Source organism: Microcoleus sp. PH2017_09_SFU_O_A, from assembly GCF_020738625.1.
Classification (GTDB): Bacteria; Cyanobacteriota; Cyanobacteriia; order Cyanobacteriales; family Microcoleaceae; genus Microcoleus.
This window is the reverse complement of record NZ_JAEQCF010000097.1, coordinates 33,160-48,261: the sequence shown is the minus strand read 5'-3', so window position 1 is coordinate 48,261 and position 15,102 is coordinate 33,160. Positions and strand designations below refer to the sequence as shown.

Genomic DNA, 15,102 nt, shown 5'->3' with positions numbered 1-15,102 from the left:
AATGATGTGACGTTCTGTTAGCTGCATTCTCAACCTCCTGACCACATAATACCATGCTTGATTACTTATGCTTACAAACTGAATGAAGTTTTACAATACCCAAATTATCCATTTTGATACCACTTCAAAAAAAGAATGCAACCAAGCGTCGAAATTTTGTAGAGTGGAGGCAAGGCGATGAGCGATTAATCTGTAGCACCTGCGCGATAAATCTCCAACCGTACCGCCACCCAGCACGAACCAAAAACTAAAAAACGAGTAAATTCACAATTTTTGAAACCAGCGCTGTATCAGCCAAAAACCTTCGTACTATCGCGGTATTTTTCGGTCGAAAGCAGTCGCCAACTCCCATCACCCAAAAGTTCCAAAACCTGCTGGTGATATTTCAACAAACTCAATCGGTGGCCCACACTCACAAATGTAGTTTTAGTTGCTTGCAACTGTTCGTATAAAAGTTGCTCGTTCTTCAAATCCAAAGCACTTGTGGCCTCATCCAAAATAGCATATCGCGGTTTCGTCAACAACAATCTAGCAAAAGCTAAACGCTGCTGTTCTCCCAGGGACAAAATCTCGACCCAATCTAAAGCCTCATCAAAACCGCCCAATCTGTCCGGCAAATCTGCTAAGTTGACTAATGCCAAAACACAGCGCAATTGTTCCTCATCAACCTTGCTGCTGGTATTGGGATAGAGAAGTTGCGATCGCAAATTGCCCAAAATCAGATAAGGACGCTGCGGCAAAAACAGCATTTCTCCCAATTCCGGCCGCGCCAGACGACCCGTTCCCGAGTCCCACAAACCCGCAATAGCCCGCAGCAAAGAACTCTTCCCAGAACCGCTTTCACCGACAATTAACAGTCCTTCTCCCGGCGACACCGCTACCGACAAATCCTTAATCAAAGTCTTTTGATGCTTCGGAGTATCTAAAGTAACCTGTTTCAGCATCAACTGAGAATCTACTACGACATCTATAGTAGTTCCTCCGGCACGAGATACCGCCTTTTTTGCTTCCAAAGTATCTGTAAATACAGTTAAACGATTGATACTAGCTGCAAAAGAACTAAGGGGTTCAATGCGACTGACAATCAGTGAAAAAGCGGCTAAAACCTGACGGAAAGCAAAACCCGCCTGAGTGATGTCTCCAAACTGAATCGTATCGGTTGTGTCGGCAAAATAAGCAGGAGCGAGAAACAAAGCCGGAATAATCACCACAGCATACCCATATCCAGTTGTAAAATAATCCAAATTTCGCTGCCAGCCAATTAGCAAATTAAAATTGCGGAATACTTCCACGAACCGCTGCTTTATTTGGATCGATTCTCGCTCTTCCCCTCCATAAAAAGCAATGGATTCAGCATTGTCGCGAATGTGAACCAGTCCGTAGCGGAAATTAGCTTCTTGTTTAAGTTGCTCGAAATTCAGAGGCACTAATTTTTGACCAAAAATCAGACTGGCGGTCGTCCCCAACATAGCATAGACAATCAGGAAAATTGAAAGTTGTTTCGAGATTGACCACAGGATACCCGTGAAAGATATGATATTAACTATTGAACTCAGGAGCGCCAGCATAAATGTCAAACTTGTACGAGTAAACGATTTGACATCTTCAGAAATTCTTTGGTCGGGATTGTCGATTTCCTTGTGTGAATTTATTTCGTAATAAGCCCGATTCTTAAAATACTTGTCCAGGAACTTATTTGTCATCCACTGTCGCCAGTAGAGACTCAATTTATCTTGGATGTAGCCGTAAATTACCACAATGGGAGTGCCGACTGCAAAAACCCCTGCATAGACAAAAAGATACTTCCAATAATTGAGCTGGTCTTTTTTTGCCAGTGCTGTATTGAAAAAGTTACTGACGTAACTAATGATTACATTCAAACCGCTTACGGACAGGGACAATAACAGCAATAAAGCTAAAAAAAACCACGACTGCCAATGCGCTATCAATCTGCCTTTAAAAAACCAAAAAGCGCTCAAAGGAATAATTAGCATCAAGGCAACAATGATAATTGTCGGGGAATCAATAATCTGCTGCAACAAACTAACTAACCCAGCAGCAATATTATTGACAAAATCCGGAAAAAGAGCGGCACCCCCCAAACATACAACACTAACGAGTACAAACATAGCAGCGAACAGAAATATTAATAACAGCGCTACTAATCCCAGAAAAACCCTGCCTCCTCCAGGCTCTAAAGGATAAAAGTAAGGCTGAGCGATCGCAATAAATTTTTCCCACAACTGACGGTCAAATCGATTCATTTTTACTGTTTGCAAAACTACTTCAACTGTTCTAACATATCAAGTTTGATTCCCCATTGTCGCAGTAATTTATTTGGGAGTTTAGGGAAGAGATTGGTCTCCTATGAGGTGCGCGGTCACGACTACAATTAAATTGGTTTGTAGTGAGGACTTTAGTCCTCATGAAAATCAGAGGACTAAAGTCCTCACTACAAACCAGATCGCGGTTATTTTACCGGAGATGATGTCACTCACAGAGGAATATTTGTTTTCCGATTTAAGTCGTGGAGACGCAAACAGTTTGTAGGTTAGTTGTGGGGTAAATCTAAAATCTTAAATCTATGGGATCGGGAGAAGTGGTGGTTTCGCCGATCGACTCCGACGACGATAGATTGTAGTAAAATCGGTGGCTAATCCCCAAACTAACTTGCTTGAGCACCCAATACAAAACAGCAATAACGACAAATGTTGCAGCCATTACTACAACCGGACGCTTACCAATCAAATCATTCATGACGGTGTTAACCAACGCATCGGGGTTAGTCAGGATGTCCCAAGTGTTGAACCGGATAAATCGTCCTAAATAAATGCCGATCGCCGAAAGTGCGTGTATAGTTATCTCCGTTGCCAGAATAAATCTACCCCAACCCTGTTGCTTCAGATAGTAACCCAAACCCATCACCGACAGTACATAGGCCTCAAATCCCGCCAACATAAACACCAGATACTGCGGAATCAGCGCCAATGTCACCACCCACACCGAGTTCCCCTCTTTAATCTGCTCGATCAGGTGAATGATATCAGTTAAAACGTAGGGTGCATTGGGCAAAAACGCGATAAACCAGAAAAAACCGCCCCACCAGCGGAGAGAGCGAACTCCGCGCTGTCGCAGCACCCAGATATCTAAAGCCATTAGTGCTAGCGTAATTGCGATCGCCCCCAAAACGTAAGTTGTACCCACATCTTGCACAATGTGCTTGAGATAGGACACAACATGGCGCGTGCTAGGCAAAAAAGTAGCGCCCAGGAGAACCCACGTACCCCACAGCAGCCAGCGCGATCGAGGTTTGCGGAAGAGCCAAAAACTCAACGCCAGCGGTACTAAACCTAAAAACAAATTCCAAGACATCCAGCGGACATTCTGTCCCATTGCTGCGATCGCTTCCAGGATTAATCCCATCATGTCAGTTTTTATACAATTAAAGGTTTCATGCAGCACCGCTTTCTCAGCAGCGTGAATCTATCTTAGTCGCTATAGCATTCGGAAGAGTTGACAGTTGACAGTTGACAGTTGACAGTTGACAGTTGACAGTCTGATTTGTAGGGTGCGTCAGCTAGCCACTTCTCGCTCCCCGCTGTCACATTACATAAAGGTACGTTGTTGCGCTTCAGCGCTCTTCGACGATCTATGAAAGAGCGCTGAAGCGCAACAACGTACCTAAGGAACCTACAGATAGGTTTTGCCGATCGGAATTTCGATCGCAAAAGTCGTTCCGCCTCCGACTTGGGAGAAACAGTCAATCTTGCCCTTGTGCTTTTCTACCACAATCGAGTGCGCGATCGACATTCCCAAGCCAGTACCTTTCCCCACAGCTTTTGTCGTAAAAAACGGGTTAAAAATGCGATCGATCACCGCCTGCGGAATCCCCGTACCGTTGTCCGAAATTTCCACCCTCACAGTGCCCTGGGCCGTGACACCAGTGCAAATCACAATCCGGCCGCTCTTAGTCGCTGCTTCTGGAACTGACAACTTGTGATATTGTTCTTCAATAGCATCAATTCCATTAGCAATAATATTCATAAACACTTGATTCAGTTGGCTGGCATAGCACTCCACCGGTGGCAGTTTCCCGAACTCCTTAATTACTTCAATTTCCGGGCGCCTATCGTGACTCTTTAAGCGATGCTGCAAAATCAACAAAGTGCTATTAATTCCCGCGTGAATATCGACAGGCTTCATTGCCGATTCGTCCAGCCGCGAGAAATTTCTCAGCGACAGCACAATTTGCCGGATGCGATCGGTTCCCACCTGCATCGAACCTACAAGTTTTCTTAGATCCTCAGTCATGAAATCCAAATCAATCTCTGCAATGCGATCGACAATTTTTGCATTAGGTTCGGGATACTCATGTTCGTAAAGATTCACCAGATCCAGCAACTGTGTAGTATACTGGTGTAGATAAGCAATGTTAGCGTGAATAAAGTTAACCGGATTATTAACTTCGTGGGCGATGCCTGCAACTAATTGACCCAAAGAAGACATTTTTTCAGTTTGAATGAGTTGAGATTGAGCAGAGCGCAATGACCGCAGCGCTGACTCTAGCTCTGTAGCTCTTTCTCTTTCTCGCGCCTCGCTTTGTCGCAGAGCTTCCTCTGATTGTTTCCGAATCGTAATATCCTGGGCAAATCCAATTATTACCTTTGACTGACCCTGAGAATTTCTGCTAAAAATAGTATCCCGACTTTGCAGCCAAAACCATTCACCGTTTGCTGCCAGCATCCGGTACTCAATTTCCCTGATTTCGCCATCTTTAATTTCTGCAAAGCTCGCGTGATATTCCAAAATTTTTGGCAAATCTTCGGGGTTAATTAACTGAGTCATTAGTGATGAACCCATCGCTTTAATTTCATCAAATGTATAGCCAAGAAGCGTGCCCATAGAAGAATTAGCATAGACATTTCGCTGTTCTTCCAAGTCATAAAGATACAAAATGCCGGGAGTAGCATCCGCAATTTTTTGAATAAACTGCTGGCTCTCTTGCAAAGCTAACTCAGCTTGTTTGCGATTCGTAATATCAATAGTGATACCGTCCCAAAGAATATCGCCGTTTGCTTTAGCTTCAGGACGCGAAATTGACTGAAACCAGTGAATTTTTCCTGAAGGCAGCACGAACCGTCCTTCCCAGTACCAAGGTTGCAAAGTTTGCGCTGAAATAGCAACAGATTCGTTATAATCTTGGCGGTCGTCGGGATGAACCAAATCTATTAGCAAAGCCGCATTTTTACGAAGACTTTCTGGTTCTAGCTCAAACATTTCTAGGGAAGCAGGACTGACGTAAGGGAAACTTAAATAACCATCTCCACCAAGCAAACATTGATAAATTACTCCCGGCACATTTACAGACATTTTTTGGAATTTCGCTTCACTTTTTTGTAGTGCTTCCTCTGCTTCTTTGCGCTCCGTGATGTCAGTAATTGAACCAACAATGCGGACAGCTTTTCCAGATGCATCCCACAAAGCTTGTCCGCGACTGAGTATCCATTTGTAGGTGCTGTTGTAGCACCACAAGCGGTATTCGGTGATGTAATGCGGCGTTTTTTTGTCTAAATGGTCTTGGAAAGCTTGCATTACTAAATCTAAATCATCGGGATGCGTGTTTCTGTTCCATTCGTCAAAGTAATCGAGCATGGGGATGTGTTCGTATCCCGTGATTTCTTTAAATCGATCGGACAGAAATATTTCTCCTGTTTGCAAGTTCCAATCCCAAATGCCGTCATTGTTACCTTTGAGTGCTAACTGCCAGCGTTCTTCTGTTTGCATCAATTGAGCAGTTCTTTGTTCGACTCTATTTTCTAGTTCTTCATTGAGCTGTTTGAGACTTTCTTCTGCCTGTTTCCGCTCGATCGCAATTCCCGCTAAATGCCTGACAGATTCTATCAATTGCAGCTCAAAATTTTGGGGAGTGCGCGGTTGGGCGTAATACATACCAAAAGTTCCCAAAACTTGACCCCCAGATGAGACAATAGGAGTAGACCAGCAAGCTCTCAGTCCAAAACTCAAGGCTAAATCTCGAAAGTCTTGCCACAAAGGATCGCTGGCAATATCTGTAACGATCACCTGTTCGCAGCGATAGGCAGCAGTGCCGCAAGAACCGACATTCGGGCCGATGGCTACTCCATTAATAGCAGCATTATAACTTTCTGGCAAACTGGGCGCGGCTCCGTGCAGCAAATGTTTGCCGTCTGGAGCTAGAATCAAAATCGAACCCATGACATTTTTAGATTGCTGTTCGATAATTTTAATTAAAGTATTTAAAGTATCGCCAAGAGTTGCGTCCTGAGCAATCATTTCTAAAATTTGTTTTTGACCTGTCAACCAATTTTCAGCTTGCTTGCGCTCGGTAATGTCCCGGGCAATCCACAAAGCCGTGTTGTCTTTCATTGGCGAAATGGTAGCAGCAAACCACTTTTGTTCGCTGCCAATTTCCAGGTGATATTCACAATTCAAAGTTTGATTAGTAGAGACAGCGATAGTAATTTGCTCCAAAAAAAATTCTGCTGTTTCTGGATCGAATAGATCGTGAATTTTTTGACCTATAACTTCCGTCGGTGGCTTGTACAAAAGTTCGGGATTTGTCTGGGCAACTTTTAGATAGCGTCCCTCAATATCGAACACAAAAATTACGTCGTTCATGGCAGCGAACAATGCCCGCAATTCTGCTTCTGAAGCTTGCAGGGCGAGTTCAGCTTGTTTGCGATCGCTAATGTCGCGCCCCACTCCTTGGTATTCGATCGCCGCACCTCGATCGTCAAAAGTTGCCCTGTCAGTCCACTGTATCCAGCGAATTTCGCCCGTGTCGAGAATTACGCGGTGTTCCCAGGTAATAGCGGGATTTTGTAGGCTTAAAGAATTGAAAATATCGCTGCAAAAGTTTCTATCTTCTTCCCAAATCAAAGGCATAAAAGAATTGCCGATCAGCTCCGATCGCGATTTATTGAAATAGCGGCAGTAGGCATCGTTGACAAAAGTCACAACTCCGCTGGGCAAGAAACGGCAAATAAGTTCGGTTTGGTCTTCAATAATTGCCCGATAGCGAGATTCGCTCGCTTGCAGCGCGGCTTCTGCTAGGATGCGATCGCTAATGTCTGTACCGACGAACAGCAGCCCGATCGATCGCCCTTTGGAATCGACCACAGGTTTGTTTCTCCAGGTTATCCAGACTTTTTCCCCATTGCGGCGGATGTTTTCATTTTCGTGTTTGAAGTATTTGTCCGGCTGTGCCACACAGTCTCGAATCATTATGACTAACTGATTTTCCGACAATGTGGCCGGATCTACAATTGTGCCGATCGCACTTTTGCCAAGAATTTCTGCTTGTGAATACCCGAAAAAATTTTCCGCAAACTCATTAAAAAAAGTAATCTTGCCTTCATTGTCTAACTGCACAATCATGCTGTTAGCGTTCTCAACCAGTTGTCGGTACTTAGCTTCGCTCGATCGCAGCATCGATAGGCCGTACATCCCCGTAAAAACCGCCACCCCGCTCAAAACTGCCAGCAAGCCACCTCCTGAGAGCAACCACCCCCGCCGTGGCGAATTCTCGGGCCATCCTCCTGCGGGAATTGCTGCCAACTGCCAGGAACCGTTGGGCAAAATCACTTCCAACACCACCGGATTGTTCTGAAAAATCGAGTTGTCGCCGAAAAACACCTCACCTGACACTCCCTTCGCGTCTTTCCCCCGGACAGCGTATTGCACCTTGGCTGAGGGATCGTTGAGTCCCGCTTCCTCAAGCAGGACATTTTTTTCGAGGATCACACCGATCAACCCCCAGTAAACTCCTGTTTCGGGCTCGGCGTCGGGGGGGGTCAGAAAAATTGGCGATCGGCTGACGAAGGCCACGCCTCCCTCCAATAATTGCACGGGCCCGGCAAGCAGAGTTTTTCTGGTGTCGATCGCATCTTTGACCATTTGCCGCTGTTTGGGTAGCGTCATCAAGTCAACGCCGATCGCCTTTTCATTTCCATCCTTCGGATAAATATCAGCGATCGTCGTCCCTTTAACTAAAGTGATGTTGCGAATGCCGGTTTGCTGTGCCAGCAGAATTCTCGCCGTAGCTGCAAACTCGGCTGCGGTGATGTCTGGGTTGTGGGAAATGTCAGCTACCAATCCCCGGATCAAAAATAGCCGGGAATTCAAAGAACCTTCCAACTTTGAGCGGACTGTGCTGAGCCGATCGATCGTGCTAGCGCGGTTGTGTTGCAAAAATCGCTCTTGTTCCGATCGGTCTAAAATGCCAACTCCGACCAAAATTGCTACTAATGCCGAAAATGCTGCTAAATACGGTGAAATTTGGAATTTTTTCAGCTTAAAGTATTCCATCTGTCGGCAGTTCAACTATATTTTTAAGTCTTTAGATAGATTTATTTTAGTTTCATTTTCCTATGCCGATGCAAGATTTCCGGCAGACGGGGCTTTTCACAACTCTGCACGAGTTTTGTGTGTTCTAAGCTGTTGTACATCTAAATTGTTTATTTCAATTTCCTCGCACATTCTCCCCATTGGTGTCAACTTAAGGTCAAAAACTTTTGTATTTTTCGTTCGCAGCCGAAGCCAGATCCCCCTAAATCCCCCTTAAGAAGGGGGACTTTGAGTGCTTCTTGTCCCCCCCGACCTAAGGGGGGTTAGGGGGGATCTGGCATTAATCATCAGACAGAAGACTGGAATTACATTTGACGTGTTTGTTGACACCAATTCCCTCTCCCCCTCTCCCACTCTCCAGACTCGCGCACCCGAAACACGGGATTTGTTGGCTAAAATAAGGTTAGCAATAATTTTTGTCAGCGCTGGGCGCAAATAATTCATAGGGGCAATTTGATGCAGGAACAGTTGATGGAAGCGATCGCACCTTACCGCGATCGAGTAGATTATCTAGAAGTTCGCCTCGAACAAAGCGAGTCAACAGCCATTAGTTTTCGCGGCCCTCAGTTAGATGCAGTCAACCGCAGTTTCAGTCTAGCCGGCGGCATCCGCGCCTGTCACAAAGGCGGCTGGAGTTTTGTAACATTTAACGGTTTGGCTGAATTAAAAGCCCGGATTGAAGAAGCTGTCGTGCAGTCTCGTTTGGTAGGTAGCGAAAAAACTGTACTAGCAGATGTCACTCCGATTCAAGATTATGTAGCGGTGGAATTCGGTCGCGATCCGCGGTCTATTACTCTAGCAGAAAAACGCAAGTTGCTCGAATCTTACAACCAATTGCTGTTAGATTTCGACCCGCGAATTCAGACGACAATGGCCGGTTACAGCGATCGATTCGGGATTACTTATTTTGTGAATTCTCAAGGAAGTTGCATTGCTCAAGAGCGTTTGGACGTGACGGGGCGGTTTGGGGCGATCGCCCGCGGGGAAGGCGGTGTCGTCCGTCAAGGGTTTGAATCGATTCATTCGCGATCGGATTACAATGTCTTGACAAATATTGAAGATCGTGTTAAAAGCGCGGCGGTGCGAGCTGTGGGCCAATTAGAAGCAAAACCGGTCAAAGGCGGCCAGTATCCAGTGATTTTAGACCCTTATTTGTCGGGGGTATTTATTCACGAAGCTTTCGGCCATTTGTCGGAAGCTGACGGCATTTACGAAAACCCGAAAATGCAGGAATTATTGACTTTGGGCAAGCCTGTGGCGATCGAACAATTGAACGTAATTGACGACGCAACATTGCCGGGATTGCCGGGAACTCTCAAATACGACGACGAAGGAGTGCCTGCTCAGTGCAAGCATTTAATTAAAAATGGAGTTTTAGCAGCGAGAATGCACAATCGCGAGACTGCGGGCAAAATGGGGGAAGCTCCGACGGGAAATGCTCGGGCTTTGAGCGCTACTTTTATGCCGTTGGTGCGGATGACTAATACTGCGATCGAATCTGGCGCACATTCTTTCGATGAAATGGTGGGCGACATTGAGGAAGGAGTCTATGCAGTACGGATGTTGGGAGGACAAACCAACGGCGAAATGTTTACCTTTGCAGCAGCCGAAGGCTTCATGATTCGCAACGGCAAATTGGCCGAACCGGTGAGTGATGTCACCTTAAGCGGCAACGTATTTCAGACTTTAAAGGATATAGAGTCGATCGGCAACGACTCAGTTTATGCCTACGGCGGATGTGGAAAAGGTGGCCAAAGCGGTTTAGCTGTCAGCGTCGGCGGCCCCCATTTGCGGATCAAAAATGTTGTAGTCGGAGGCAGATAATATATAGCCTTTCGAGCTTTCATATGAGGTACTCATGGGGATAGGGCATAGGGGATAGGGCATAGGGCATAGGGCATAGGGCATACCTCACTTTTTTTAGAACCGCTATATAAAAACTGTTGAGTTTTGAATTTTGAGTTTTGAACTCAACAGTTTTTATCCCCATCGGCGAACCCAAGAGTTCAATAAAAAACCCGGTTTCTTGAAGAAACCGGGTTTTTTTCTACCAACTAAGAGAGGATTGAAAAATTATCGGGTAGAGGTTGCGGGAATTCTGCATTTCTCGCGCAACCCTCTCAACCAAACTACGGGCTAATTTTAGTGGCAGCGACTTAAAGCTGTCTCATCTCATCTTCAAGCACCCGAACCAAATCTTGATTGCCGCTGGCTCTAGCGACTTCGATGCGGTGCATCAGTTGCTTTTGAATGTTAGCGCGGTGGGTTTCAGCGATTTTTTTTACGTTTTGGCGATTTGTGTTCATGGTGAACGTTCCTTATATTAAATTTGGTGTAACTCCTACTTCTTTAATATAGCGCAAAATTTCAAAAAGTATCTAAATTTACAAAAAGTTTACAGTTATTGACCGATCGACCACAATAGTGTATACTATCTCGCATAAGTCAATAGCGATATCTTGACATTTCCAATAATTTAAATAGTAGGCGTCGGTCAGATTCCCGCTTCCCAACAAAATAATTACGTAGTTGCGCTTCAGCGCTCTTAGGTACGTAGTTGCGCTTCAGCGCTCTTAGGTACGTAGTTGCGCTTCAGCGCTCTTAGGTACGTAGTTGCGCTTGGGCGCTCTTAGGTACGTAGTTGCGCTTCAGCGCTCTTTGATATAGACAAAAGCGCCAAAGCAAAGGTACGTGCCTTAGTCAAAACTGAAAACTTCCCCCAGCACCTCTAGCAAATGGTGAAGGTGTGCGAGCTCGTGAGTTGCCATCAGCGAAATCCGAATGCGACTGACACTGACAGTCGGAGGCCGAATCGCCACAGCCAAAATACCCATTTCCTTGAGTTGGCTGCTAACTGCTAAAGCTGTGGCTGCATCTTTTAACAGCAGACTGAAAATTGGGGAGAGGGAATTGCTAATTGGTAATTGGCGATTGGTAATCGCCCCATATTTGAAAGTTTCAATATTTTGTTGCAACCGAACTCGGCGCTCTGGTTCTTGCTGTACAATTCTCACAGCTTCCAAAGCAGCCGCCGTGTCAGCCGGCGTCAATGCTGTAGTATAAATCCAACTCGCGGCTCGATTGCGGAGAAAATCAATTAAAGTAGCGGAGCCCGCAACGTAGCCGCCCAAACTTCCCAAAGCTTTGCTAAGCGTGCCAACTTGAATTAGCGGCAATCCCTTACAGCCGAAATGTTCTGCACAACCGGCACCGCTAGCACCGAAAACTCCTGTAGCGTGAGCTTCATCTACTAATACCATACAGTTAAATTGCTCGCCCAAAGCTAACAACTCCGGCAGCGGACACAAGTCCCCATCCATGCTAAACACGCTATCGGTAATAATTAAACACTTGCGGAATTTAGCACGATTTTGTTCTAGCTTGGCTTTTAAATCCTCAAGATTGCAGTGATTGTACTCTAGCGCTGTTGCACGGCTGAGTATGGCTCCATTTTTGAGACTCGAATGATTGTACTTGTCAGATAATATCAAATCGCGCTGGCCGACAACTGATGCGATCGCCCCTAAATTCGCTAAATACCCGGAACTGAATACTAAAGCGTCTTCAGTTTGTTTTAAATTAGCAATAGCCAGTTCTAGCTGTCGGTGCAAATCGCGGTGTCCGCTGACTAACCTCGAACCCGTCGCACCCGTACCAAATTCCTTAGTTGCAGCCATCGCCGCTTGAATCAACCTGTCATCGCCGGCAAGTCCCAGATAATCGTTGCTGGCAAAGTTAATCAGCCAACGGCTTGCTAATTTTACCACAGGCCCCGGACAGCTTTCGATCAATTGTGGCGATCGATACCAATCGGCCCGGCGAACAGTGTCCAGGGACTTCTCTAGCCAAGCGTAAGGGTCTGCATTCATATTGTCCAGCGATCGAGTAATAAGTTATATTGTCTTATAATCAGTCCCTGCCTATCAGAGAAGCATATGCCACTCACTAAAAAATACAGATTAGTCACCCGCAGTGATTTTGACGGTCTTGTCTGTGCCGTTTTACTCAAAGAACTCGATATGATAGACGAGATTAAATTCGTGCATCCTAAAGATATGCAGGATGGAAAAATCGAAATAACAAATAACGATATTACCACCAATTTACCATATGTTGAGGGAGTTCATCTAGCTTTCGATCACCATTTTAGCGAAACTCTCAGACATGAAAAAATCAAAATCAACCACATCATTGACCCCTATGCAGCTTCCGCAGCCAGAGTGCTGTATAAATATTATGGAGGCAGAGCAAAATTTCCTGATATTTCCGAGGCGATGATGCTAGCAGTTGACAAAGCAGACTCCGCTCAATTTGCCAAAGAAGAGGTTTTGCAACCGGAAGAATGGGTGCTGTTAAACTTCTTGATGGACGCCCGCACTGGCTTGGGCAGGTTTAAAGAATTTACGGTTTCCAATTATCAGTTAATGATGGAGTTAATTGATTACTGCAAAAATCATACCATCGATGAAATCTTGCAGCTTTCTGATGTGAAAGAAAGAGTAGACCTTTACTTCGAGCAATCCCAAAAATTTGAAGACCAAATACAGCGCTGCGCCAAAGTTTACGATCATTTAGTCGTTTTAGATTTGCGTAACGAAGATGTGATTTATGCGGGAAATCGTTTTGTAATTTACGCTTTGTTCCCCGAGTGCAATATCTCGATTCACACACTATGGGGACTGAAGCAACAAAATACTGTTTTCGCCGTTGGTAAGTCAATCTTCAACAAAACTTCTCAAACTAATATAGGGGAGTTAATGTTAAAATATGGTGGGGGCGGCCACCGGAATGCGGGAACTTGTCAGATTGAAAATGATAAAGCTAGTAAAGTTTTGAAAGAGTTAATTGCCCAGATTGAGCAAAAGGGTTAAATTAAATTAACTTGATATTTTTGGCAGTCAGGACTTGAGTCTTTGATGATTTAAATTTTCAGGATTCAAGTCCTTACTACAAAAGGGAATGTTTAGAACTCAAGTCCTTGCTGCTAGCGGGAGTTTAGTCCTCAAGGTTTTGAGGTTGGGGGTTCGGGGCGTTGAAATTTTCTGCACTCTTGCCTTTGACTGGCGGCAAATAATCTACTAAACCCATATCAAAAGCCACATCCGGCAAATCGGCAGCGTTATAATTTCCTGCTTCAAACAATCGCCCAGGAGTAAAACAAGGCTGCTTCAATCTTACCACTTCGCTAGGCGAAAACATTCCCCTAAACATTTTGCGTTCGAGTCCCATAATTTCTGCTCCTAAAACAACTCTCGCATTAATCTTAACAATTTTTTGCCTGTCGCTTCCCAATTAAATAAATCCGCCGTCTCCCGAGCTTTTTGGGCTACCTGAAAACGCATGGGATCCTCCACAATTTTTCGCAACTGTTCGCGAACAGACTCAACATTTGGTTCGGCCCAATGAGGAGCATTTCTAATTTTAAGATACTGAGTATCGTAACATTCTCCGACGGGAATTAGATCGTGAGCAATGGGATAACAGTTAGCACTATTTGCGTACTCCGTCGGGCCACCGTACACAGTCATAGCGACTGGTAAACCCGCAGCAAAGGCATCCAAAATTTTAATCGCAAAACCCTCGCCACGAAACGGAGCCAAAAAAGCATCTGCTGATAAGTATAAATCCGCTAGTTCTGTTTTAGTAAAAAATTTAGGCTTTATCTCTATTTTCGGCTTTAATTTGCCGAATTGTCTTTCCATATTTATGATATGTTCGGTTATGGCATCAGGATTTTTGCCACCATCTTTGACGATCAACTCTACGTTGGCATCATCTTGAAACTCTTGATAAAATGCTTGGATGGCGAGATCCGTGCCAAATCTATACAAGTCAAAAGAATTGGTCATGTGCAGAATAGATTTTACATCGTTCTGGTTTTTTTTAGGTCTGGAAGAATAGAGTTGCGAAATTAAAGGATTGAAACCTAGAGGTATGACGGAGACTTTTTTTGTCGGACATCCAGCTTGGACTAAAACGTTTTTAGAATATTCACTGACGGCTATGATGTGGGATGAATTGTTGACAGCATCGTAAATCCAGTAATCATATTCATCATCATTTCTGGCGAATTCGTAATTGATGGCAAAAAATTCTAAGTTGAGGTGTCCGCTGAGTTCTTTTAAAAAGAAAGGTTTCCAATAATGAGACCATTTTAGCTGAAATAAATCTGATGGTGCGGTGTTCATCCACTTGGCTAGGAGGTGGTTTTCTTCGGCTGTGGAATAGCGTGTGAGGTGAGATGCGATTTCTGAGGGTTCGACTGAAATAGAAATCCCCATTTTGTCTAAGGTTTTCGCCAGCGATAGGGTAATGTCGGCGAAGGAATTAAAATTTTGAAAGCCGACGTTAAAGTGAACCATAATTAGTTATTGGTTATTGGTTATTGGTTATTGGTTATTGGTTATTGATTGTAGGGTGCGTCAGGCGAGTAGGTTTTCAATACAAACTCAGGATTTTTGCCCTGACGCACCTTGGGTTTATTGAGGTGAGAAGGTTTTCAATACAAATTCAGGATTTTTGCCCTGGCGCACCTTGGGGTTTATTGAGGGTTGATTAATTAATACCATTTCTCTAAAATTGTGCAACACTCTTCGACCCCCCCTAGCCCCCCCATGAATCAGGGGGGGAACAAGAATACTGTTATTTCGTTGAAAATTGGTATAAATTATTCATAAAAACATTTGTACAAGCCTCCACGTGAAAGATGCGGATTCA

General features: G+C 44.7%; 9 protein-coding genes. 2 read left to right on the top strand and 7 right to left on the bottom strand.

Annotated elements, in window-relative coordinates; all coding sequences use genetic code 11:
• Positions 1–290 precede the first annotated feature (290 nt).
• From JGK16_RS28440 to JGK16_RS28430, 3 genes are all read right to left on the bottom strand, one after another.
• A complete protein-coding gene (locus tag JGK16_RS28440) occupies positions 291–2,264 on the bottom strand; it encodes an ABC transporter ATP-binding protein/permease (protein WP_293193395.1) in 1,974 nt (657 codons plus the stop codon).
• A gap of 304 nt (positions 2,265–2,568) precedes the next feature.
• The gene (locus tag JGK16_RS28435) at positions 2,569–3,426 is read right to left on the bottom strand and encodes a DUF1361 domain-containing protein (protein ID WP_293193394.1); all 858 of its coding nucleotides are present in this window, start codon (positions 3,424–3,426) and stop codon (positions 2,569–2,571) included.
• A gap of 264 nt (positions 3,427–3,690) precedes the next feature.
• The gene (locus tag JGK16_RS28430) at positions 3,691–8,346 is read right to left on the bottom strand and encodes a PAS domain S-box protein (RefSeq protein WP_293193393.1); all 4,656 of its coding nucleotides are present in this window, start codon (positions 8,344–8,346) and stop codon (positions 3,691–3,693) included.
• A 495-nt stretch (positions 8,347–8,841) separates the two neighbouring features.
• On the opposite strand from JGK16_RS28430, the gene JGK16_RS28425 reads away from it, so the two are divergent.
• Positions 8,842–10,209, top strand: coding sequence for a TldD/PmbA family protein (locus JGK16_RS28425; protein ID WP_293193392.1), 1,368 nt, complete (start codon positions 8,842–8,844; stop codon positions 10,207–10,209).
• 332 nt (positions 10,210–10,541) lie between these two features.
• Here JGK16_RS28425 and JGK16_RS28420 read toward each other — a convergent pair whose 3' ends face one another.
• Both JGK16_RS28420 and bioF read right to left on the bottom strand, forming a co-directional pair.
• Positions 10,542–10,691, bottom strand: coding sequence for a hypothetical protein (locus JGK16_RS28420; RefSeq protein ID WP_293143575.1), 150 nt, complete (start codon positions 10,689–10,691; stop codon positions 10,542–10,544).
• A gap of 390 nt (positions 10,692–11,081) precedes the next feature.
• On the bottom strand, positions 11,082–12,254 hold the full coding sequence (bioF, locus tag JGK16_RS28415; RefSeq protein WP_293193391.1) for an 8-amino-7-oxononanoate synthase: 1,173 nt from the start codon (positions 12,252–12,254) through the stop codon (positions 11,082–11,084).
• Between the two features lie 66 nt (positions 12,255–12,320).
• Between bioF and JGK16_RS28410 the strand changes: the two genes are divergently transcribed.
• Positions 12,321–13,256 carry an exopolyphosphatase gene (locus tag JGK16_RS28410; RefSeq protein ID WP_293185139.1) on the top strand — a complete coding sequence of 312 codons (936 nt, stop codon included), beginning with the start codon at positions 12,321–12,323 and terminating at the stop codon, positions 13,254–13,256.
• A gap of 124 nt (positions 13,257–13,380) precedes the next feature.
• Here JGK16_RS28410 and JGK16_RS28405 read toward each other — a convergent pair whose 3' ends face one another.
• Positions 13,381–13,614 (bottom strand): hypothetical protein, encoded by a 234-nt coding sequence (locus JGK16_RS28405; protein ID WP_293143588.1) that lies wholly within the window; start codon positions 13,612–13,614, stop codon positions 13,381–13,383.
• An 11-nt stretch (positions 13,615–13,625) separates the two neighbouring features.
• Positions 13,626–14,747 (bottom strand): glycosyltransferase family 4 protein, encoded by a 1,122-nt coding sequence (locus tag JGK16_RS28400; RefSeq protein WP_293185141.1) that lies wholly within the window; start codon positions 14,745–14,747, stop codon positions 13,626–13,628.
• Between the last annotated feature and the right edge of the window lie 355 nt (positions 14,748–15,102).